Here is a 22,037-nt window from a genome sequence, read left to right as displayed (position 1 = left end):
TGTTCTCCTTTATCGTTTTTTCATGATCTCGATCGCCTGCCGGAAATCTTCGATCAGATCTTCTATATCTTCAATGCCGACACTGACCCGGATCAGGTCATCATAAACACCTGCTTCTTCCTTCTGTTTTTGTGTACTGTGAAGACTGATAGTGGAAGACGGATGTATCACCAGCGTTTTCGTATCTCCGATATTGGAAACCTTCAGTGCCAGCTTCAAATGATTGATCAGTGTAAAAGCATTTTCTCTGCTGCCGGTACGGATCGTAAAAATTGCTCCATATCCGTTTTCCAGCTGCTTTTGCGCTGTTTCATGCCAGAGACTGCTTTCCAGTCCGGGATAATTCACAGACATTTCCGGATACGATGACTGCATCCATGACGCAAGTTCCATTGCATTTTTGCATTGCCGTTCCATGCGAAGTCCCAGGGTTTCCAGCCCGATCAGATTCAGAAAGGCATTCTGAGGGGAAAGACAGGCGCCGAAATTCCGGTAAATCGTTGCCCGCATTCTGGAGATGTACGCCATAGGTCCATATTTTATGTAATCTCCTAAAACCGGATAGTTTTCTTTTGTCCATTTAAAATGGCCGCTGTCTGTCAGAATCCCACTGATCGCACTGCTGTTTCCGTTGATATATTTGGACGATGAATTCACTACAATATCCGCTCCAAGCTTCAGCGGCCGGATCAGATAAGACGTTGCTGTAGTATTATCCACAATGAGGGGAAGTCCACGCTTATGTGCCATTTCTGCGAGATGCCCGATGTCTGTCACATCCAGCCCCGGATTCCCGATGGTTTCGGCAAAGATCAGCTTTGTATGCTCATTGATCGCCTGTTCAAAAGCTTCCCAGTTATTGGTTTCTACAAAAACAGTATGAATTCCAAACGCTTCCAGATCCCGGAAAAGATCGATGGTTCCTCCATAAAGGCTTGCACTTGTCACAATTTCATCTCCGGACTGCAGGATATTCAAAAATGCGTGAGTTATCGCCGCCATGCCAGACGAAAAAGCCACCGAAGCCACACCTTCCTCCAGTTTCGTAATCCTGGCTTCAAAAGCTGTCACTGTGGGATTTCCTACTCTTGTGTAACAGTATCCCGGCGCTTTATTCTCAAATATCTTTGCCAGCCCTTCGGCATTTCTCTGTTCGAAAGCACTGGACTGGTATACAGGCGGCAGTGTTGATCCATATTTTTCCATCTCACTTTTTCCTGCATGGAGTACCGCTGTATGAAATTTCATATCCATCACCCCTTTCTCCCGCATTTCAGATAATTGATCGCAGATGCCGCTGCATTCGCACCATCAGACGCTGCTGTGATCACCTGCCGTAGCTTTTTTGTCCGAACATCGCCTGCCACAAACAGCCCAGGAGCTTCTGTGATACCGTCTTCTCCGGCAATCACGTATCCATTTGTATCTCTCTGAACGTAAGCTTTTATCATATCGGACGCCGGTATGGAGCCGACTGCCACAAAGAGACCGCTGACATAAAGCTTCCTGCCGTTATCAAGAACTATCGCCTCCAGTTTTTTATGCCCCTCCGCTCTTCTTACCGATGCTTCCGTGATGATCTCCACATTTTGTCTTTTTTTCAGGATTTCAAGAACAGCTCCGTTTCCTCTGAATTCTGCTCTTCTGTGGATGAGATATACCTTTCTGCACAGTTCCGAAAGATATAAGGCATCGTCCAGTGCCGTATCCCCGCCGCCGATTACCGCTGCTTCTTTTCCTGCATACAGAGAACCATCACAATACGCGCAGTAAGAAATTCCTTTTCCCAGAAACTCCGTTTCTCCCTGTACCCCCAGCGTTTTCGGCACTGCACCGGCCGCATACAGAATCGTTTCTGTCTCTATGGTTTTTCCCGAAGAAAGACAGAGAAGCCATCTGTCCCGATAGAAAATCCTTTCCACCTCATCCTCCAGAAATAAAACCCCCGCATCCAGAACCTGCTGCCGGAATCTGGCACCCAGCGTCTCCCCGGAAACCGACGGGACTCCCAGGTAATTATCAACGCAAATGCTCTGCGTGATCTGCCCCGTTCCTTCATATTCCTTTTCAATAACAATGACATTTTTTCCAGCTCTTTTCAGATATAAAGCCGCACTCAGTCCTGCCGGTCCGCTTCCCGTTACCACTGCCTCATACATTCCCTTTATCTCTCCATTGCGATTATCATTTTTGAAATTATAGCGGTAAAAATTGGTTTTGCCCATAGGATTTTTGTTCCATATCTGCCAAAATATACGGAATTTTGTTAGAAATTAGTCGCACGAAAGAACCTTTTTAGCAATTGATGGATATTTCTTATATATATACAAAAGACACCGCTTTCGCGGTGCCCTGACTTTTCTGTATTAAAAAGCGCCATTTCGGCGCATTTTATTTTTTATTGAAATTTCTGCTTTTATTGTACCTTTTTCTTATGATCCGTGCCAGTATGATCCACGGCGCTGCCAGAAGCAGCAACAGGGCTCCTGCAACCAGTCCTCCTGCCCCGTTTACACTAATCATCCACATTAATAAAATGACATATAACACTGCCAGTACTATTCCCAGGCTTTTCACTGCTTCCACCTCTCCCTGTATTCATATACTACCACGCAGAGAAGGCGGGTGCAAGCAATATTGCAGGAGCTTTCGTATATCATTAATCCTTTTTTTCCTTTCCCGATCCGGTTCAGTTCCAGGAATTCACCGTAGATCGTAAAAAGCAACAGGATATGATCTTGGCTACGTTTGAGTACCATACATTTTTATATCATTCTCAAACTTGTCCTGTGTTCATCAGCTCATACACCGCGTTTGAGTACCATACATTTTTACATCATTCTCAAACGCATCCTATAACCTTCATACCGTAGCGGAGGTTTGAGTACCATACATTTTTACATCATTCTCAAACAGCCTATACGGTGCGGAAGGAAAATGAAAAGTTTGAGTACCATACATTTTTACATCATTCTCAAACAGCAGAACCATAATTAACCAGATTCCAGTTGTTTGAGTACCATACATTTTTACATCATTCTCAAACTGGTGGGGAATTGACATGAAGAAAAAAAGAGTTTGAGTACCATACATTTTTACATCATTCTCAAACAAGTTTCGTGTAGATCAGTTCGATATCTTCGTTTGAGTACCATACATTTTTACATCATTCTCAAACAAAGATTGTTTATTCCGGCCACAAGTTGCGGTTTGAGTACCATACATTTTTACATCATTCTCAAACGGGACAAAACAGGTAGGGAATAACAATTTTGTTTGAGTACCATACATTTTTACATCATTCTCAAACCTCAAATTCAAAAATGATATGCCATCACTTGCATAAGGTATGATACTCAACTCTAAGATTAAAAGATCTCACAGCCATCTGAATCTATAATATACCTGAAACATCCTTCAAGACAATCCTTTTCTTGATTTTCAATCAACAACATATTCACTTCCTGTCTAAGTGATTCTTTAATAAGACTCTCGACCTGATTTTTATCCAGATAGCTCCTCACATTAACAAATACTATAAGTTTGATTTCCAACACACAGGCAATCACTTTGATGTATCTAACAAGACGTTCCAAAAAGTCCTCTTCAAACCCTTCAAATTTTATACCAGATATTTTAAATAAACCGGTTAAATCGAGCTCACTATCAATATCTAAAATATATTCTGTACTCTGTTCCAAATCCAATAAATACTCGTTCACCCCCTGCATTAAACTTCTGGTTTTCGCAAAAAACTCTTCTGCAACAGCACGTCTGCTTAGATCTGCATATAACTTATTAAGTATCTTTTTATCATTTATATCCACTGAAAATGGATTAAATATGATCTCAGTATACTTAGCGATATTCACTTCATTTTCTTTACTGGAAAGTACAAACGAGCCCTCTCTACCAGTATATTGAGCAAACAATTCCTGTACATACTTCGAAAAAAGCTGCGACGATTCTATAATCCATTCACAGACAGGCATATTTTCTGAAAGCAAGCTGCTTTGTAATTCGTAATGAACTAATTTCACAGGATCACCAGTCTTTCATCACTATTTAAAACTTCACTTTTTATATTCCCAATCACAATGTCCATCTTCGCATACTGCTTTTCAGTCACTGTCAATAGCTGGATCAGACCTTCCTCCGGTTTATTTTTATGTACGTTTTCAATAATTGTTCGAACTGCCGTCCCATTTAAAGCCAGTTTACAGTAAACCGATTCCTGCAGCATCAAGAAACCATTTTTCAGCAAAAATTTTCTGAATTTTGTATACGCACGTCTGTTTTCGCTTGTGATCACCGGTAAATCAAAAAATACTAATACCCGCATAAACCTATAACTCAATCTTATACATCCGAATCAGAGAACTGTCATCCTCATTTAGCGCATCAAATACACTTCTTACATAAATTTTAACAGCATTATTCACATATTGAATTTTTCCATCTATCATGATTTCCTGATTCATTATATTCACCAGCTGCATTTTCTCTTCATGTTCGAACTGGTCAAGACACATAGAAACAACCTGTCGGTCAACCAGTATCCGAAACGGCTCCATCAAATCTGATCCGAGGTTGAACTGATTAAACATATTATCGTGGAACAATCCTAATTGCGTTATATACCCATTTGACACAATTTCCCGTGTAAATGCAGAAAGAATAATAGAATAGCCATAATTTAACGCTGCATTGATATAATTATCCTCTGTCCTGGTAAAATCCATTCCAAACAACGCATTAAAATAAACCTTTGCGGCATGTCCTTCCCGGTTCGTTCCGTCATTCCAAGTAATTTCTTTCAAATAAGATGACAGCAGCTCTGCTTCTCCCTTTCCAAGTATTTCTAATAATTCCTTTTGCTTGCGGATCTTTTCAGTAACGATTTCCGTCCAGACAGCTTCTTTTGTCTTTTGCTTCCATCCGATTTGCTGTCTTATTTTATTGCTGGTATCGTGACTTCCATAATAACTGACCAGCTCCGACGAAGGATTTCTCTTTTCATCACAAAAAATAACCTTTACCTTTCTTCTCGCCAGCTCGGCAAGCAAACTGGTCGTCAATGATACTGCCGTAGATTCAATCAATATCGTAGATATTTCGCTTAACACAATCTTCGTTATCTCCTCACTGCGCACAACCATATATCCCAGCTGAAGATCCAGTTTTGCCCGTTTGGAGATAACGATTATACGCCAGCTCAAATCTTTAACAGATCAATCTCCTGTTCGTAGATTCCCGTTGGAGATTGATTTATTATTGATATCTGATTACATTTGGAAATATCATTATTCATAACTAAAATTCCTGCACTTCCCGGTCCGCCTATTAATTTTAAATTTGCCGAACCGCTTTGACACTGAAATATGTGCAGAATTTCAAAAACAATTAAGCACTTATCCTCCAGACTCAGTTTGATAAACTTTTCCCGACAATCAACCAATGTTTTTTCCTGAGCGGATAGCCGCACTTTGTATACCGTATTTCGTATTTTATCGAGAAACGTATCATATAATTCTACCACTTCCTTCTCTGACAACGAGTCTTCCTTAACTACTCTGAGATTTTTATTTTCCTTTCGCCTGTTGCAGAACTTAACGACTTTTTTCAGCTTCTCTGTATCTTGCGTCGATAAAAGCAGCTGATTAGCCCCTTTAAAAATTAATCGTCCACCGGTTCTGCCCGATAGCCACATTTTAAAACCGTCTGCTTTAAATAATGTATCCGTTTTAATCTTTTTTAATAGAATCTCCGGCTCTATTAACCTCCGCTCATTTTTCAGATATGAGATTGCTTCCTCTTCGCTGCTTTCAATCCTTTTCTTTAGATAAAGAGGTATAAATTCCAGCGTACGGATTTCTGCTCCCTTCTTATCTTTCGATTTCACAAGCATAAAATATGCCCCGGCAGCTTTATTATAACCGCCATATTTCTGAATATCAGAAAGTCTTTCATCACTACCCTTAACAGCAACCTGTCCTTTTCCCTTTTTCATAATCTGCTGATCAAATAAGCCGCCTTTTACCTCATACGCTTTCCGTGTCACCAGAATATTATTTTTTTCCATATACTTTCTGACAATCACAATACTTCCTTTTCCGCCTGCTTTCCAGGCCACTTCACCATTTCTGCAGACATCCTGTTCTGAGGTAAACATTTTCTTCAGATTATACGTCCGCCCAGGATTCTCTTTCACAAACCATGCTGCATTCTTTGTAAATTTCACAAAATATGTATTTCCCACCACAACATTCAAATAAGCATCCTTCGCATGATGTAAGTCGTTCATCTCACGAACCTTAACAAACCCAAAATCCTGCCGGAACTGTGATACCGTTTTTGCCTTTACATACACGATCTCCGTATCCGGCAATGCCTGTTTCAAAATGTCTGCAACCGCTTTCGTACTTTGGCGGGTTTCAACAATTTGTCTTTCAATAAAGCCAGCAAGCTCATTTGCCTCAAATTCCGTTCCGCGGACAAGACGTTCATATTTTTCTTTGCTGATGAATTTTCTGTCCAACAGAGTTTTCCAAAAAGGAGTCATTATTTTGCGAGTTTCTTCTTTAATCGGATACGTATCTGATTTTTTTGCATTGCATTCTTTCTTTACCAGCACCCGGTTGTTCAGACTGTCATCCATTGTCTTCGACTGCGGATAAATATGATCGATGTCATATTTCGTATTATCCCACAGATCTTCCAGATCAATCACTTCTCCGGAATACATACAGCGTCCCATCTGCGTATAATAGAGATATAATTTATCGCTTCGCAGCTGATAGTCTTCAAGCTTTCCCAATTCTCCAATCCAGTCTTTTTCCTCATTTCTGCACGCTTTATATAATTCCTGCAGCTGTTTTTTTCTGGATTCCGTACGCTTGCTTTCCTGCTTCTCTCTTGCCATTTCTACAAAAACACGCTTCGGCGCTTGTCCCATAATCTTCTGAATTTCCTTCACGATCTGCAATGTCTGCCAGATCTGACGTTTTACTGCCGGCGATACATATAAATCCTCCACCATCTTATAGCTTAATTTGGTATTTTCCAGATTTCCATTATAAGTATTTATTTCTTCGCTGAACTGGTATTCTCTCCCCAAAAGCTGCATTAAGTTGTCGTTTGTTTCCCATAAAGCGGTAATGATATTCCACACTTCTCCGGTTTCCGGAGCCGGAACCGTAATTTCTTCAAGAAATTCTTTTGATAATCTCCCCCACCTTTTATATGACAACATACTTATATTTTTTATCTGCTTTTCAGTCAGATCGGGCAACATTTTCGTCAGCCGCTGTCTTAAAAGTTTTTTATCTTCTCCGAACAGTACAATATTCCGGATGATCATTTCTTTTTCTCTTATACTTAACTCTTTTCCAGTGAGCTTTTCTTTAAAGTCATGATACGCCGTCAGCGCCGCTTTAAAATCACCGTCAATTCCTGTTATTTCAACATCTTTTTTAACAATTCCTTCGCGCGTCAAATAATCTTTTAATTTTCTCTGTGTAACTTTTCTATATCTGCAAAATAAATCGGTATATATTTTCTGCTTTAATTCAACGGAAATCTTTACCCCATTCAAACGCAGATTATTCAGCTCATTTAATACCATAAATTTACTGTACAGCAGAGAATCCTTCGGCAGTACATCCTTTCCTGTCAAATAAGCGCATTTATTTGTCATACGCCGGATGAATTTCTCCGCACTTGCTTCCACATCAATTACTTCCGTAAAATTCCATGGATAAACCTTCTCACTGCTTTTTCTTTCCGCCCACGTAAATTTTGAATTGTCCTTATTCACAATCTTATTTATTGGACCGACATAATATGGAATGCGAAATTCGAATAATTGCACTATTTTTTCTCCGCTTTCCTTCAGCAGCGGAATCCTGTCTTTCAAATTGTCAATGATTCTCTCCAATTCATACTTATGAATTTGATACGGAATAACCCCATTATCCCTGGTTATCTGTTTCGGCAAAAAATTTTCCTGTTCCATTTCCTGCAGGATATATTTTGCCTCCTCTGCGCCTCGCTCTTCCAATCTGGGTACAACCTTTTTCTTTAGGAAGTCATAAAACTCTGTTTTACCGCACTGTTCCTGCACTTCCTGTTTCTTTCCGTTTTTTCTGATCATTCCAATGTATGCACAATAATTATACAGCTTACTTTCTGTCCTTACGAAAAGCTGCGCATATTCCTCTTTTGTAAGATATCTGCGCACTGCGTGCTTCAATAAAGCCAGATCCGTCTTATGCTTTTCATAAATACGCACTTTTGCTTCTGAAATAGAGGTGCTGTCCCTTAAAACATCCACCAATAAAGACCAATCGTATACCGCTTTGGCGGACTCTATAATATAATAGCGTTCGCCCAGGTCCGCCTCAACAATTCCTGCATAATCATCATACCCACTATCAGAAAACGAAATTTTCGAACGTTCACAGCCTTCCAGATCACTATCCGAAAAAATATCACTTAATTTTACCGTTCCTCCTGCCAATAAGTTGCAAACTGCTTTTGCACAACTTGTTTTTGCATCAAGTACCTTTATTAATTGTGTTTTTCTAGCTGTTAGTGATTTCATGAGCTGTCACTGATATGATTTTATCACTTGTCAGCAGGTTGCTCAGTTTTCTGTCTCTGTTTTTGTTAGCAGACTGGGGAGTTGCCCTCCCCAGAGCATTATCAGATAAACTGTGATAGTTCTTTTAAAGCACATGCGATCATACCAGCTTCATTAGCCTCCATTCCGGCTGCTTCCAGACTTTCCTTATTCCAGAATCGGTCTGAAGGATGTGCCAGTTCCACACCTATCCGGTGGTTTGGAATACATAAAAACCATCCGTTTATCTGTCTGCCAAAGATTAAGTGATAACTGTTGCCATTCAGATCGAGTTTAGCCTCATAAGGCTGAATATGAAGCTGGATTGGATGAATCTCTGCCATACTATTCTCTAACCTCCAGCATTTCATGTTCTGTAACATAACGAATCATGTAATCATCAATCAGGCGTTTGTTTTGTTGAAACGCATACATCAATGCTTTCTCACAGATACGGTTGATCAGCCTTGGAATGCCCATAGATGAATGATAGATTTCATCAAGAGCTTTCTCTGTAAACAACTCCTGCTGACATCCGGAATAGTCCAGATGACTGCGGATGTATTTTTCACATTCCGCACGGTCCAGATGAGAAAGTACACAGTACATGTCAATACGCTGGCGGATTGCAGCGTAACGCTGAAGTTTCAGTTTTGTTGTCCACAGTTCGGTCTGTCCGACTAATACAACGGCCATTGGACTCATAGAGTCAAAGCGGTAATTCAGGAGAAAACGGAACTCTTCCAGAGTCTCTTTTTCCAATAAATGTGCTTCATCCAGAATGCAGACTACTTTTTTGTGCTGTACTCCGCGGATGATCTCGATCTGTTGCTGCAACTGGCGTTTGGAATCTCCCCTGTAAAACCTGGATTCCAGTCCCAGCTGGTCCAGGAGTCCTTTATAGAACCATCTTGGAGTCAGTTTTGAATCGGAAAGATAAAGGACAATGTATTCCGATTTTGGAAGTTCTTCATAAAAGCGGCGGATCAATGTAGATTTGCCACAGCCGGGATCTGCAGTGACTACTGCAAACTTCTGGCGGTCTGCCACATAAGCAAGACGTCCAAGAGTCTCTCGAAAAGAATCCGATTCATACAGTTTATCTGCAGGGACATCCCTTACAAAGGGGGTATGTTCCATGCCAAAGAACGTTTCATACATTGCCATCTGCCTCCTTTCTGTAAGATGCGAAAGAAATGGCATTGGCTACCTGTTCACGGTTCTTTTCATGCTGTATTTCAAGAGCATCTAAAAAGCGTGAGGTACTTGGCTTCTGTCCCTGCATGGAAACCGGGAGCGCAGGATTTTTATCACAGTAAGATCCAATCTTAAGTGGTCTGGCTGTGAAGGGCTCATAACCGGGATAAGTGACAGTCAGTACTTCCGGAGCCGCAGGATCGTAAGCGATCCCTACTTTGTATCCGATCAGTTCAGGCTTAGTTTCATAACGCTGTCCCCGGAAACTGATGCAGGCTCCTTTGTCAACTTTACGTTCTTCATGATGAAGAAATGCCTCAGAAACAACAGATGCATTGATGAAGTTAAGGGGACGTGTATCGCGGTTCCATTCCTGAAGCGGCGTAATTCCGTTTTCAGGTACTGCAGCGCCAAGGCTTTCATAGTATTCAGAAATCCCCTCGTGCGGCTTTTTGTGATAATACTCTTCAAGGAAGACGGACCATAAATGGTTCAGTTCTTCCAGGGATCTTATATTTTTCAGTTTGGCTTCCCGATTGAAGGTATCCACTACCTGATGGAACTTTTCAATCTTTCCCTTACTTTTTCCACTCCGGATGCGTGCGAATTTTACACGGATCCCAAGTCTGGCAAGGGAGCAGCTTAACTGTCTGGCAACATACTGACTGCCATGATCGAAATAGCAGGCATCGAATGATCCGTAGCGTATAATAGCCTGATGGAAGGTATCTTCCACAATCATTTCTTCCTGATTATCATAAAAACGGGAAGACAGGATATATCTGGAATGATCATCGATCGCTGAAGATAAATAAGTCTGGACTTTTGCTCCATTTTTACCGATAGGCAGTTTGGGGCCATATTTGATGTCCCCCTGGATCAGCATCATGCGGTGTGGCTTACAGAACCGTTTGGATGAGCTTTCACGTGCATCCCGGTACATCTTCATATGTTCCCTGCCAAAACCACGCTTATAAAGATGCCGTTCCAGAGTCGGACGTTTTAAAACTCCGGGAGCCACATGGCCTTCCAGCTCAAGGATCAGAATGATTTGTGCGATGGAACGTTCCGGTACTTCCTTTCTGAGCTGGATAGCCTGTTCTACAAGAAATTCAAAGTTTTCGGGCAGTCTCTGTGAGCGGTGTTTCTTCCTGGTTGCCGGTTTTAATCCGGAAAACTGTCCTTCTCTGTATGCTTTTTCATAGCGGTATAGAGAACGAACCGTGATCTCATTTTCCTCGGCGATTTTTTTGCGGAGATGGAGCTTTTTGGCATTATCCAGATCCTCGCGCAGAAGCGGGGAAATGAGCTGGAAACGATGGAGAGCTTCCTGCTCTTCCCATTGTCTTACTATCTGTTGGTTTGTATTCATAATTCGTGACCTCCTTCTGAGATCACTATATAGGAAAAACCTGTGACAGACGAACGAAAGTAGGTGCATGCGTTTATCAGTAAAAAGCCGGCAGAAAGCCACCGCTGTTGTAAATAATACGGATGGTCTTTTCCAGCCAGTTGAGATATTTTTTTCTGACCGCTTCGAGCAGTGACTGGTCAGAGAAAAGAAGATCCTTGCCAAGTCCGAGAACACTGTATCCTGCATTTCTAAGATATCCTTCCATGTTTGAAAGATTGAGTTGAAACCACCGCAGCCAGTACAACATGGTACTGATTGAAGGATAGTCTTCAGAATCCTGATCATGAGGCGTTACGATCCCATCGATCACACCACTGATGACCTCTGCTTCATAGTGCTTATATGGAAGCAATACATCTGGAAGTTCATTATGATAGCTCTCACATGTAGTACATTTGAATCTCCGGATACTCAGAAAATCCCGATTACCGCCTTCATGCTTTCTAATACGAAGTCTGGAATCCCGGTATCTGAGCTGTCCACCACAGCAAGGACATCCTGGTACATTTTCACTGCTCTTAACAAAAAACACCGTTTGCCTCATTGCGAACAAGCGTATACTCTGCTATAATGAACATGGTTTTTACCAGATCTCAGAGTACGCGACTGTCCAGGAAGGTGCTCTGAGATTTTTTCTTTCTGTAGGATAATGACAGTATACAGAGCAACCTGACGAAAGGCAACAAGATCTATAAAATGTTATTTTAAAGGAGCATCAACATCTAGCTGATCTTGTCAGTTTCCTATTCTTTAAAATTTCTTCCACCAAATGAAACTTTTCCTCTTCAATAGTTAAGCCAAAGTCCAATTCTTCGTTCTTTATGTTTTCTAAGAGCTGTTTGAATGTTGCATCAAATTCTTTTACCTGATTAATATCTCCTGGAAGCAGGAAGTGGCCTCTATGTTTCAATATATGATGAAACGCCAGATAAACCAGACGGATATCCGGTGTATCTTTTGTTTCCATCAGCATTTTTCGAAGATGGTAGATTGTCGGAAACTCTTTGTGATATGTTTTGTCATCATAATCCTTATCTGCGAACAACGTATACGGTAATTCCGGGCATCTTCCTTCCAAATCCCGCTTGTCCTCCGGATAATACTTGCTCTCTTTCATTCGCAGAAAGAACCCCGCATCAACTTTTGAAATTTCCTCTGAAAAGATTTCCTGCAAAATTTCTATGCGCCAATTTCTTCTGTCCAGTCGTCTTCTTGAAGTCCGGAACGCACGTCTCTCTTCCGCCGTTGATGCGCTTTCAAACAGACGTACTCCCCATAATGATTTTCCATGTTTTCTAAGAACCTGATATTTCTCATCCGTTACCGCCCAGCCAGTTGAACCGGTTCCCATATCCAAACCTAAAAAATATTCCTGTCCCATAATCCTTCTCCTTATCACAAAATATCCTTCTCCTTATCACAAAATATTTATTGACATTTTTCTTTTTTGTTATTATACTAAGAATAAGTTTAGTACCATACTAAATTTACATCATAAGTTCAAATAAAAATTTATTCAAATCGCCACATAACGTGGTCCGCAGTGTGCGGATAAAGCCTGTTTATTACAGGCTTTTTTATTTATTTTCAGAAATATTATACTGCCGCATCAAACGCTCCGTCTCATACTTCATCTGTTCTACTATCTCTGGCGGTCCGATAATCTTCACATTTTCTCCCAGAGAAAAAATCCATCCCAGAAACTGTCTGCTGGCATATACTTTTACGCTGACGGTAAAGTGTTTCTCATCCAATGGAATCATCCTCACATCTTTTCCAAACCGATCTATAATAACGCCCGCCAGGCTATTTTCCACTAAAAGCTTTACGTTCTGCTCTTTCCCACCAAACATTCCAAAACTTTTCTTTGCGTAATCTGCCATATCCAGCTTTTTAAAGCTTTCTTTTCCATCCCGTTCCTCATCTGACATCTGTATATGCAGCATTTTATCCACACGATAATGCTTAATCTGTTTTGCCCCGGAATCGTAGCCAACCAGATAATAGTTTTCATCATCCCACGATAGTCCCCATGGACTGATGTCATAATACCTTCCGTCATGTCGAAGCTCCATCTCTTTTTTCACGTTCCATTGATAGTACTGAAAACGAATTTTCCGATTCTCCGAAATCGCATTATGCACTGCATCCACTGTATAATAGATACTTTCATTCATCGTCTTTATCCGCCCTGCAACATATACCTGCCGCTGCAGCTTTCCCGCCTCATACCGGCTTGCCAGTGTTTCCAGTTTTCGTATTAACACATTAGACTTTTTTTCTGTGATAAACTTCGAGGACTGAATCGCATCCACAAGCAATTTCAGTTCAGGAAGCTCAAATGGACATCAGTATAAATACTTTTCCGATCTGCCGTAATCCCATATTCACCTAATGCTGCAATGATTTCCGACATCGTAAGATAATGATTTTCGTCCGTTTTTTCCTGCATGATCTGAGCAAGACGATACAATTTAAATTTCTGATTTGTCCCTTTGGGCATAGTATCCCTCCCCTGCTCCTTAATAAAATCAGTATAACATAGCCAGAAATATATTGTACATGATATTTTATATATTCATTAAAAAAATCTGAAAAATCATTACTGTTCACTTCTTTCACAGCAATCTTCGCAAATCCATTAAAAATTCGCTTCGCGAATAGAGTTTTCAGATATAACCATCGTACACAACCAGGTGTACTATAAAAATACCACACAAAAAAATGAACCGGGCTTTTCACCCGGTCCACTCATTAATTTACTGACTTTTTCTTTCAAACCACCAGATCCATGCCACAACAGCGATCACTACTGCAAACAGCAGACCTGCCACTATGTGCATTCCCATAAATATCCCTCCCGTCCTCAAATTAAATCTGAAGCACTTTTCAGAATATCCTGGTGGTTACAAATAAGATAAGTTGTATTGATACGAGATCGTAAAATCGGATCTCCGATATGACTGTTTATTCGACAGCCTGTAAAGAAGCCGCCGCACAAGACGATAGAGAAACAACACAAATATCCCGCATATGGATATGCAGGTTCGGGAAACCGCTCTTTGCTGCACCCGCTGTTCTCCCGTACCGGCACGCCCGATGATTTCTGCGTCCCGCGGCGCTGCTGACAAGACAGCGACCGGGGTTGCTGTTCCGATTCTGCAGATAGCTGCGCTTGTGGCCTGTCCTTCCACTTCGCGCGGCAGATAAATAGCCATCTTTATTTTTCCGGAAACAGAAGCCAGCTCCAGAACGATCAGCAGGAGAACAGTCCATATGTACTTTACGCCGGAATGTCTGGTTTTCGCAGTCCAACAGCGCATTGCCGTTCCTCCTGTTCTGGTGTTTCTCTCACTGCCATTATACACAGAAAGCCTCATCTGTACAAGGATAATTTTCCAGCAGCATTCGCAAATTTACTGTTCACTCCGTTCACAGCAACCTTTGCAAATCCATTTAAAATTCGCTTCGCGATTGGGATTTGCTCACGCTTGAATCACGTTCTCACGCCTCAAACCCACAGGACTAGCTTCGCGTCGCAGCAGATGTTTGAGGCTGGCGTAAACTGTAACAATTTACTCTGTCATTCAACCCATTCGCAAATCGCATTTACAGACCGGTTATTCTTTTTGTGCGATCACACAGTACCAGTCCGCTTTATCCGGTCCCACCTCCTCAAAGTACGCCGGATAACACATTACCTGCAGCTTTCTGTACCCCATGGACTCCAGCTTTTCCAGCAGGCGCAATCTTTTTATTGGAAAATAATGCTCTTCAAAATGTTCTTTCTGAAATATTTTCCCGTCCTTTTCAAACAAATAGAGCAGATGGAATGTCATAGACTCATCTGCGTTGTAATCCCACACTTGAAGGAAATTAATCCGGGTATCTCCGTCAAACACCGGGTTATACAGATAAAAACGCTGCCGTTTTTCCAGAATCTTATCCCAGTTCCGCATATCAAAATAAAGATACCCACCGGATTTTACCAGGGCATCCATCTGTTCCAGCACCACTTCCGCTTCTTCATTTGTCACATATGGTATAGAATTACCCGTGCTCGCCACACAATCATATGTTTCACTGAAATTCTGCTTCAGTTCCCGGAAATCGCTTTCTCTTAAATCAATTTCCAGACTCTTCGCATGCGCCTTTTCTTCACATTTTTTCAGCATCGCGCTGCTTAGATCCGAACCGGAAAGCTTAACGCCAAGCTCTGCCGCAGGAAGTGTCAGATTACCGGTCCCGATGCTGACATCCAGCATCGTATGAATATTTTTTCTCTCCAGAACCTTTTCCCAATGCCTTCTTACCTCGCGATGTCTCTCTTCATTTTCAAGTAAATCATAGATGTCTGTTCTTTCGTATAAATTTGACACTTCAGATATTCTCCTCTCAGATTCCCTTAATTTGCGGATTACGTTTTTTCAATTCCACAAAAAAGTGCTGTTTTTCCTGCACCGCACACATAATTTCCTGCCTTCTTCCCTTTATAACAATCCGATCCAGCGACGCTGCGCTCGAAGCAATCGGATTATGCGTCTGGTACACCTCGATAATATCACTTATCTTTATGGAATCTTTGCCGATTCCAAAAACAACCGTCACACTGCCTAAGCCAAGAAAGATATAATTTCGCAAAAGTATTGGAAGAAAGACCACTTCAAACATCGCCATCCCAACAATCAGCTCCGGAAGATTATTTGATGAAAATATCAGCTTCCACAAAAACAGCGCATTTCCAACCACAAAAATCCCCCAGAACCATACTGCTGCTTTCCCTTTAAATTTCATACACTCTTCCCCTCTCCGGGTTTTGGCAGAGCCCCATCCGTTTCTGCATACCTGTTTCTTTCGTATATATCCCGTTCCGAAACTCATTTTTTGTTCCCGCAGGCAACGAGCCAAATGGACATACAAGCAATGAGCCAAATGGACATGCTTGCGACGCGAAGCTAGTCCTTTAGGGCATGTCCATTTGGCACCACCGCATAGGTGCCCCGAAGTCAAAGCGACCCTGGGACACCCATGCAGCATCTTATTTATAAAATTCTTCTACAGCCGCCGCAAAGAATTCCGCGAATCCCTCGCCGTACTGTTTTTCAAACGCAGCCTTTGCCTGTTCATTTGTCTGATAAAATGCGGCAAGGTCCTTCACGACCGCCTTCACATCCTTCATCTGATAAAGCTGCCCGGATACGAAATCGTATTCTCCGATAAGCTCCCTGACCGGAAAGCCGGAAACATCCTCTCCGCGCTTTGCCGCAAGCTTTTTCAGCACTGCGTCCAGCCGGTTCTGATATGCCGCAAAGATTTCCGGTTCCATCGGCTTTGCTCCCTCCAGCACCTGCTCCTTATCTCCGTACCACTCTACCAGCTTCCGGAAATTTTTCTGAGCCTGCTCTCCAGATGCATTTCTCACAAACATTTTGTGAAATTCGGCTTCCACCTCTTCCATATCCGTGAGGACATTTTCTGCGCCGCTCGTTTCAGCGGCCGCACATTCGTCCGCCAAAATATAGTTTTTCATATACTGCTTTTTCTGTTCGTCCGTCATCTGGCTCATGATCGACTGATAGAGCTGTTCGATGTCGTTCTGGTCAAATACTGTAAAGTCCATCCTGTTCTCTCCCTTCAAAATGTCATCAATGCCGGAAATCAGGCGCTCCAGGCGCTCTTTTTTCTGTTCCAGCATTCTTCGCTGACTTAATAAAATGTGATTTCTGTCAAGAGCAGGATTATCCATTATGGACTTAATCTCCCTGAGCGGCAGATCAAATTCCCGGAAAAACAAAATTTGCTGCAGCCTTTCCAGAGCTTTATCGTCATAAAGCCTATAGCCGGCGTCACTGACCGCGGAAGGCTTCAAAAGCCCGATCTCATCATACCAGTGAAGCGTGCGCACGCTGATTCCCGTAAGTACAGAAACTTCCTTTACCGTTTTCATCCACTGTTCCTCCTGTCCCTGATGGAATCAGCATAGTGCATAACGTAACGTGAAGGTCAAGCGCAAATTACAAAAACTAAAAAAATTTTCAACCCATTGGCTTATTCGCCAAATGCTCGTGCAAGCACGGCACCTGGCTCATTGCCCGCGGGAATAAATGGGTTGCTTACAGCACATGAAATCCCTTATATTTCAGACACTCTTCCACTTCCGCGGTATCATTTACATGAAGCACCATGATCGGACTTCCTTTTTCCCGATCGAAGGACAGGTACAGATAGTCGACGCTAATATTGCTCTCCTCCAACGCCACCAGAAGACGATTCAGATTTCCCACCTCATCGGCTACCTCTACGCCGAGAACATCCGTTAATTTGCAGAGATATCCCGCCTCACTTAATGCTTTCATCGCCGTCTCCGGATCGGATACCAGCATACGGATAATCCCGTACTCCGCACTGTCGTTTGTAACGGAACCCAGAATATTGATATCATTTGCCGTAAGTATTCCGGTAATCTTCTGCATCGTTCCCTTTTTGTTTTCTGCAAAAATCGCAAGCTGATTTAACATAATTTTTTCCTCCTCGTATTCCCGGCAGAACATCACCAGAACTTTGCGTGATATGATGCCTGTCTGATCAGATACTATTCTAGCACCAGATAACAGCAGATGTCAAAAAATATCTTCTCCTTTGCCAGAAATACGAGTTTTGCGTCTTCCGGTTTTATCTTTTCTTACTTGATCACCACTCCCTGGGAAACCAGTACATCCTGCAGTTTCCTGATATCCACATCACCCGGAGTTACATTTTCCTTTACTGCCAGCGCAGCGGCAGTCCCCGCCGCCTGTCCGGTTGCCATACAGCAGGGAATTACGCGATAACTTGCCGCCGCTTCCGAAGTGCCGCTGATACACCGTCCCGCCACCAGCAGATTTTTAATATGCATCGGAACAAGACACCGGAAAGGAATCGTATAATACCCATCCACCTGCTGAAAGGTGGCTCCTCCTCCTTCCGAATTATGAATGTCAATCGCATAGGCAAATGTACAGATTGCATCATCAAAATGCTTTTTCTCCATAATGTCCTGCGCTGTCAGTTTGTAGCGTCCCTGCACATGCCGCGTCTCACGAACGCCCAGGGCGGACGCCACCTGAATAAGCTCTATGTTTTCACATCCCGGCACATACTTCTGCAGAAAATGCAGAACCTGCTGTACCTGCTGACGCCCTTCCATAACCGCCTTACTGATTTCTTCCGTGTTTGTAGCGTCCACATAAGTCATCCGCGTCGTGTTAATTTTCCAGCGCCCCTTTGTAGGCTGTTCATAATTTCCTATTTCATTACGTTCAATGGTCCAGTCCCCGTTTTCTCTCGCTTCCTTTATACACCAGGACCAGCAGTTCTCTCCCGGAATGCCGAGTTCGCCTTTCAGCTTCTTTTCTTCGAGAGTTCCCACAAATTTATCCCGATCAATATTTCCCACTTCGAAGAACAGGCTAACCGGCTGCATAATACCGTCTTTTTCATCTCCCTTGACAAACTCTTCTCCTCCGTAGTAAGCCACATCCGCATCACCGGTACAGTCAATATAGGTATCCGCCTCTATGAGCGTCAAGCCTTCCTTCAGGGATGCCAGAACGCCCGTAATCTTTCCTTCTTCTGTAAGAACATCGCACACCTGGACATGGTAAAGAATTTTGGCTCCCGCTTCCTGAACCATCTCCTCCATCACTATAGCAAGCACTTCAGAAGAAAACGGCGTGACATGGCAGTGACTTCTGTCATAGTAGGAACTATATGTGGTCATCCCCTCTACCCTGGAAGGATGAATTGCTCCGCCCCGCTTCTCCATTCTGACACAAAGTTCATCGAAAATTCCTTTGACAATCTGTTCTGTGGGATCGTCATTATAACAAGTCATGAAGGGGCCCACCAAGCCTATGGTCGCCGTTCCTCCTAACATCTGTTCCCGTTCGATCAAAAGCGTATCTGCTCCATTTCTGGCAGAAGCCACTGCCGCCGCAAATCCGGCTGCCCCTCCTCCAATTACCAATACTTCCGTTTTTATAGTCCTGTCTATCTCTTTTATATACCTCATTCTTCCTTCTCCTTTTTGCTCTCCATATAATCCCAACACGTCTTCGCAAAAGCATTGGCTCCTATTTCACTGAGGGCGGGAATTCCCGTTTTCCCCAGCTCCCAGGCTCCTATTTTCAAAATAGGAACCTGGTATCTGCGGGATACCATGCCGATTTTATTTTGTTCCAGATAATGAAAATATTCATGGCAGAGAATGATATTCAGACCTTCATCATAAGAGAAACCATTATTTTCACACCAGAGCTTCACGGATCCTGCGTAAATCGTAAGCAGCTTCTTTCCTGACAGGTATTCACAGAAATAACGGTTTTTCCCTAATACATTGTCAATATCCTGGCAAACAATTCTGATCCCGTTTTTTTTCAGAATACCCATCATGTGTCTTACTTCTCCGCCCTCCAGTGCCAGAAATTCCCTGGCTTCCTTCTCCCCGGCTGCCCATGCATCGTCGAAAATTTCGGTGATCTTCTCCTCCGGGATCTTTTTTCTCACATAATCTGTCAGTAAAATCTGCATACTGTTTTCTTTATCCGGAAAGGGATATTGTTTCATATATTCTTCCTTTTCCTGCTAATCTGTTCTTGCGGATGTAAGAATCATAAGCGTATCGTCCTTCCGGACAGCTGCCAGTTCCACTTCCGCCAGAGACTTGATCTGTGCCTCATCCAAAAGACCGGAGAGATCCAAAATACGTTTTCCGAAAATAACGTACGTATTTGGCATCGTCTTTCCTCCGTCATTGTATTCCGTCATATTCTCCACTGCCTGGAGCAGCACAGACTCCCAGTTGTCCCCATTGGCCCCGTACACCTTTCCATTCTTTTTCTGCAGCCGGACAACACCTTCCTCATCCACGATGACCGTAGGCTTCGTTACAGATTTAAAAACGCCAAAAAATTTTTTCCTTAACACTTTATGCTGCATCGCATACATCATCCCATTGCTTACCGCCGTATAAACGGTATTCTCCGGCGCATCCATATGCTCCGCCGCTATTTTGCGGATCTCCTCCTCTGTCAGTTTCCGTTTGGTCAGATCCTTGGAACGGAGCTCCGTGGTTCCGATGGCGATAGCACGCACCATGTTCTTGCTTGTATCCACCTCCACAGACACCTCTACCGTCTCAGGGGAAGCCCCCGACTGAATCGCACGTTCCTCCGCCTCTCTGCGCACAGACAGGATATCCTCCTGTGTCGGATTCGCAATGGTACGCTCTACGGTATCGCGAATCATGGCCAGTGCCACCCCAATGGTGGAAATTACTGGTGCATTCTTTGCATTTTTGTGCTTCAGCCCCATTGCCTCGGCCAAATGCGGAACAACACTGGACGCTCCTCCTCCGCCGCCTACCAGCACCAAAGTCCTGGTATCCATACCGTAATCTTCAATCAGCCCTTCTACGACTTTTCTGTTCTTCAGAGCGGAAAGACGAAGCGCCTCCCGCGCTGTATCCTCCACGCTCATCCCCATGCTGTCAGCCAAAGGCTGCCATGCCTTTCTTGCCGCCTCAATACTTCCTCTTGCATAATCCCCCTCCGGAACATATCCAGCCAGATTGGCCGCTCCTGCCAGAGAAAGGGCAAACTTCTTTCCATTGGAACACTGTACATATCCATAGTCCGGATCCGTCTCAGATGGTTTCACGGTATGCAGAACAGGCTCTACGATTTCCTCGCTGTTCGAGTACACTTCATATGCAAGACCGGCAATGTGAACACTTCTTGGCCCCACGTCCACCAGTCTTCCTCTTTCGATCTGCATCATACTTCCGCCGCCTATGCCCACTGTCCTTACGTCCAGAGAGGTCAGATACGTCTTATGGCCGCCTATCTCCGCATATTTGACCATTACTTTTCCATCCTTTACACAGGAAATATCTGTGCTGGTACCCCCTACTTCCAGAAATATTCCATTGGTGAGCTTTTCGTACATCAGCGCCCCTGCCACACCTGCTGCGGGGCCGGAAAGTATGGTCAGAATCGGTCTCTTTCTCACCTCCTCGACAGTCATAACGCCGCCGTCACACCGCATGACCATCAGAGGTGTTTTGATCCCTGCCCGCTTGATACTGGTCTCTGTCATCGTAGCCGCATCCAGCATTTTCGGCATAATACTTGCATTGACCACCGCAGTCCGCGTTCTCACCTTCAGTCCGTACAATTTGGAAATCTCGTTGGTGGCCGTAGCCGCCATACCATTTTCCCGGCAAATCTCAGATACCTTTGCCTCGTTCTCCGGATGATCCACACTGAAAGCCTCCGCCGCCACCACAGCTTCACAGCCTTTATTCTTTAATCTCAGGACAGCTTCCGCAGCGTCTTTACAGAACCTGTCCAGATCAGTTCCGCCCTCTACATACTCATTTTCCGAATGGAGGCTTTTTGCCGCCGTCAAAGGGATATCCCCCATAAGCGTGTCGCTCTTCGACTTCGTGCCTTCGATGCCTTTTCCTATGGTGACGATACCCACTCTGACTACGTCGCCCTCCAGCAGCGCGTTCGTTGCCTGTGTTGTACCGTGCGAGATAAACGCCACATCCTCCGGCCGGACATTATTTTCTTCCATAATCGCCTGCAATACCTGCACAATACCCGCGGCCACACCTGCTTTGTCACTGTGTGTAGTCGGCACCTTTACTGTGCTGATCAACTCAAACGTATCATTGTTGATCAGCGCTGCATCGGTAAAGGTTCCTCCTACATCAATCCCAATTCTTACCTTCATTCAAACTTTCCGTCCTCTCTGCAAAATTTT

Annotated in this window: 19 protein-coding genes, 1 pseudogene and 1 CRISPR repeat array; all 20 genes and pseudogenes read right to left on the bottom strand. The window is 43.3% G+C overall.

Annotated features, from left to right (window positions below):
* Positions 1-9: 9 nt before the first annotated feature.
* Complete coding sequence (locus ACLU9Q_RS16970) at positions 10-1,248, bottom strand: O-acetylhomoserine aminocarboxypropyltransferase/cysteine synthase family protein (RefSeq protein ID WP_296835741.1); 1,239 nt, start codon at positions 1,246-1,248, stop codon at positions 10-12.
* A 5-nt stretch (positions 1,249-1,253) separates the two neighbouring features.
* Positions 1,254-2,225, bottom strand: coding sequence for an NAD(P)/FAD-dependent oxidoreductase (locus ACLU9Q_RS16965; RefSeq protein WP_296835708.1), 972 nt, complete (start codon positions 2,223-2,225; stop codon positions 1,254-1,256).
* A 521-nt stretch (positions 2,226-2,746) separates the two neighbouring features.
* A CRISPR array of direct repeats spans positions 2,747-3,310; the repeat unit is 36 nt; unit sequence GTTTGAGTACCATACATTTTTACATCATTCTCAAAC.
* Positions 3,311-3,368: 58 nt separating this feature from the next.
* Complete coding sequence (gene csn2, locus ACLU9Q_RS16960) at positions 3,369-4,040, bottom strand: type II-A CRISPR-associated protein Csn2 (protein ID WP_296835710.1); 672 nt, start codon at positions 4,038-4,040, stop codon at positions 3,369-3,371.
* Positions 4,037-4,342: a CRISPR-associated endonuclease Cas2 gene (gene cas2 / locus ACLU9Q_RS16955; protein WP_296835743.1), complete on the bottom strand. Its 306-nt coding sequence runs from the start codon at positions 4,340-4,342 to the stop codon at positions 4,037-4,039. The genes csn2 and cas2 overlap by 4 nt, the downstream gene beginning before the upstream one ends.
* A 4-nt stretch (positions 4,343-4,346) precedes the next feature.
* A complete protein-coding gene (gene cas1 / locus ACLU9Q_RS16950) occupies positions 4,347-5,219 on the bottom strand; it encodes a type II CRISPR-associated endonuclease Cas1 (protein WP_302592181.1) in 873 nt (290 codons plus the stop codon).
* The gene (cas9, locus tag ACLU9Q_RS16945; RefSeq protein WP_412625680.1) at positions 5,216-8,602 is read right to left on the bottom strand and encodes a type II CRISPR RNA-guided endonuclease Cas9; all 3,387 of its coding nucleotides are present in this window, start codon (positions 8,600-8,602) and stop codon (positions 5,216-5,218) included. Before cas9 (ACLU9Q_RS16945) ends, cas1 begins: the two co-directional genes overlap by 4 nt.
* Before the next feature lie 101 nt (positions 8,603-8,703).
* Entirely contained in the window at positions 8,704-8,964 is a 261-nt protein-coding gene (locus ACLU9Q_RS16940) for a DUF6618 family protein (protein WP_178818208.1), read from the bottom strand.
* A 1-nt stretch (position 8,965) separates the two neighbouring features.
* The gene (locus ACLU9Q_RS16935; RefSeq protein ID WP_178818210.1) at positions 8,966-9,781 is read right to left on the bottom strand and encodes an AAA family ATPase; all 816 of its coding nucleotides are present in this window, start codon (positions 9,779-9,781) and stop codon (positions 8,966-8,968) included.
* Complete coding sequence (locus ACLU9Q_RS16930; RefSeq protein WP_178818212.1) at positions 9,774-11,189, bottom strand: DDE-type integrase/transposase/recombinase; 1,416 nt, start codon at positions 11,187-11,189, stop codon at positions 9,774-9,776. Before ACLU9Q_RS16930 ends, ACLU9Q_RS16935 begins: the two co-directional genes overlap by 8 nt.
* Positions 11,190-11,265: 76 nt before the next feature.
* Positions 11,266-11,763 carry a DUF6431 domain-containing protein gene (locus ACLU9Q_RS16925; RefSeq protein WP_178818214.1) on the bottom strand — a complete coding sequence of 166 codons (498 nt, stop codon included), beginning with the start codon at positions 11,761-11,763 and terminating at the stop codon, positions 11,266-11,268.
* Between the two features lie 183 nt (positions 11,764-11,946).
* The gene (cas9, locus tag ACLU9Q_RS16920) at positions 11,947-12,612 is read right to left on the bottom strand and encodes a type II CRISPR RNA-guided endonuclease Cas9 (RefSeq protein WP_412625679.1); all 666 of its coding nucleotides are present in this window, start codon (positions 12,610-12,612) and stop codon (positions 11,947-11,949) included.
* 196 nt (positions 12,613-12,808) lie between these two features.
* Positions 12,809-13,734 (bottom strand): annotated as a pseudogene (locus tag ACLU9Q_RS16915) (helix-turn-helix transcriptional regulator).
* Between the two features lie 403 nt (positions 13,735-14,137).
* The gene (locus ACLU9Q_RS16910; protein ID WP_296835806.1) at positions 14,138-14,554 is read right to left on the bottom strand and encodes a hypothetical protein; all 417 of its coding nucleotides are present in this window, start codon (positions 14,552-14,554) and stop codon (positions 14,138-14,140) included.
* A 297-nt stretch (positions 14,555-14,851) separates the two neighbouring features.
* On the bottom strand, positions 14,852-15,610 hold the full coding sequence (locus ACLU9Q_RS16905) for a class I SAM-dependent methyltransferase (protein ID WP_412625678.1): 759 nt from the start codon (positions 15,608-15,610) through the stop codon (positions 14,852-14,854).
* A 16-nt stretch (positions 15,611-15,626) separates the two neighbouring features.
* Positions 15,627-16,025: a PH domain-containing protein gene (locus ACLU9Q_RS16900; RefSeq protein ID WP_412625677.1), complete on the bottom strand. Its 399-nt coding sequence runs from the start codon at positions 16,023-16,025 to the stop codon at positions 15,627-15,629.
* Positions 16,026-16,269: 244 nt separating this feature from the next.
* Positions 16,270-17,178 (bottom strand): MerR family transcriptional regulator, encoded by a 909-nt coding sequence (locus ACLU9Q_RS16895; protein WP_412625676.1) that lies wholly within the window; start codon positions 17,176-17,178, stop codon positions 16,270-16,272.
* A gap of 166 nt (positions 17,179-17,344) precedes the next feature.
* Complete coding sequence (locus ACLU9Q_RS16890) at positions 17,345-17,749, bottom strand: amino acid-binding protein (protein ID WP_296835817.1); 405 nt, start codon at positions 17,747-17,749, stop codon at positions 17,345-17,347.
* Positions 17,750-17,913: 164 nt separating this feature from the next.
* Positions 17,914-19,281, bottom strand: coding sequence for an FAD-dependent oxidoreductase (locus ACLU9Q_RS16885; protein WP_296835819.1), 1,368 nt, complete (start codon positions 19,279-19,281; stop codon positions 17,914-17,916).
* Entirely contained in the window at positions 19,278-19,835 is a 558-nt protein-coding gene (locus ACLU9Q_RS16880; RefSeq protein ID WP_296835822.1) for a hypothetical protein, read from the bottom strand. The genes ACLU9Q_RS16885 and ACLU9Q_RS16880 overlap by 4 nt, the downstream gene beginning before the upstream one ends.
* An 18-nt stretch (positions 19,836-19,853) precedes the next feature.
* Positions 19,854-22,007, bottom strand: coding sequence for a hydantoinase/oxoprolinase family protein (locus ACLU9Q_RS16875; protein ID WP_296835825.1), 2,154 nt, complete (start codon positions 22,005-22,007; stop codon positions 19,854-19,856).
* Positions 22,008-22,037: the final 30 nt, after the last annotated feature.

It is taken from the genome of Marvinbryantia sp., from assembly GCF_047017445.1.
Taxonomy (GTDB): domain Bacteria; phylum Bacillota; class Clostridia; order Lachnospirales; family Lachnospiraceae; genus Marvinbryantia.
This window is presented reverse-complemented; position numbering and strand designations above follow the sequence as displayed.

What these genes read in the sequence shown, in the direction of transcription:
- ACLU9Q_RS16970 (WP_296835741.1), bottom strand. Translation starts at nt 1,248, where the DNA reads ATGAAATTTCATACAGCGGTACTCCATGCAGGAAAAAGTGAGATGGAA.
- ACLU9Q_RS16965 (WP_296835708.1), bottom strand. Translation starts at nt 2,225, where the DNA reads ATGGGCAAAACCAATTTTTACCGCTATAATTTCAAAAATGATAATCGC.
- cas2 (WP_296835743.1), bottom strand. Translation starts at nt 4,342, where the DNA reads ATGCGGGTATTAGTATTTTTTGATTTACCGGTGATCACAAGCGAAAAC.
- cas9 (WP_412625680.1), bottom strand. Translation starts at nt 8,602, where the DNA reads ATGAAATCACTAACAGCTAGAAAAACACAATTAATAAAGGTACTTGAT.
- ACLU9Q_RS16940 (WP_178818208.1), bottom strand. Translation starts at nt 8,964, where the DNA reads ATGGCAGAGATTCATCCAATCCAGCTTCATATTCAGCCTTATGAGGCT.
- ACLU9Q_RS16935 (WP_178818210.1), bottom strand. Translation starts at nt 9,781, where the DNA reads ATGTATGAAACGTTCTTTGGCATGGAACATACCCCCTTTGTAAGGGAT.
- ACLU9Q_RS16930 (WP_178818212.1), bottom strand. Translation starts at nt 11,189, where the DNA reads ATGAATACAAACCAACAGATAGTAAGACAATGGGAAGAGCAGGAAGCT.
- cas9 (WP_412625679.1), bottom strand. Translation starts at nt 12,612, where the DNA reads ATGGGACAGGAATATTTTTTAGGTTTGGATATGGGAACCGGTTCAACT.
- ACLU9Q_RS16910 (WP_296835806.1), bottom strand. Translation starts at nt 14,554, where the DNA reads ATGCGCTGTTGGACTGCGAAAACCAGACATTCCGGCGTAAAGTACATA.
- ACLU9Q_RS16900 (WP_412625677.1), bottom strand. Translation starts at nt 16,025, where the DNA reads ATGAAATTTAAAGGGAAAGCAGCAGTATGGTTCTGGGGGATTTTTGTG.
- ACLU9Q_RS16895 (WP_412625676.1), bottom strand. Translation starts at nt 17,178, where the DNA reads ATGAAAACGGTAAAGGAAGTTTCTGTACTTACGGGAATCAGCGTGCGC.
- ACLU9Q_RS16890 (WP_296835817.1), bottom strand. Translation starts at nt 17,749, where the DNA reads ATGTTAAATCAGCTTGCGATTTTTGCAGAAAACAAAAAGGGAACGATG.
- ACLU9Q_RS16885 (WP_296835819.1), bottom strand. Translation starts at nt 19,281, where the DNA reads ATGAGGTATATAAAAGAGATAGACAGGACTATAAAAACGGAAGTATTG.
- ACLU9Q_RS16880 (WP_296835822.1), bottom strand. Translation starts at nt 19,835, where the DNA reads ATGAAACAATATCCCTTTCCGGATAAAGAAAACAGTATGCAGATTTTA.
- ACLU9Q_RS16875 (WP_296835825.1), bottom strand. Translation starts at nt 22,007, where the DNA reads ATGAAGGTAAGAATTGGGATTGATGTAGGAGGAACCTTTACCGATGCA.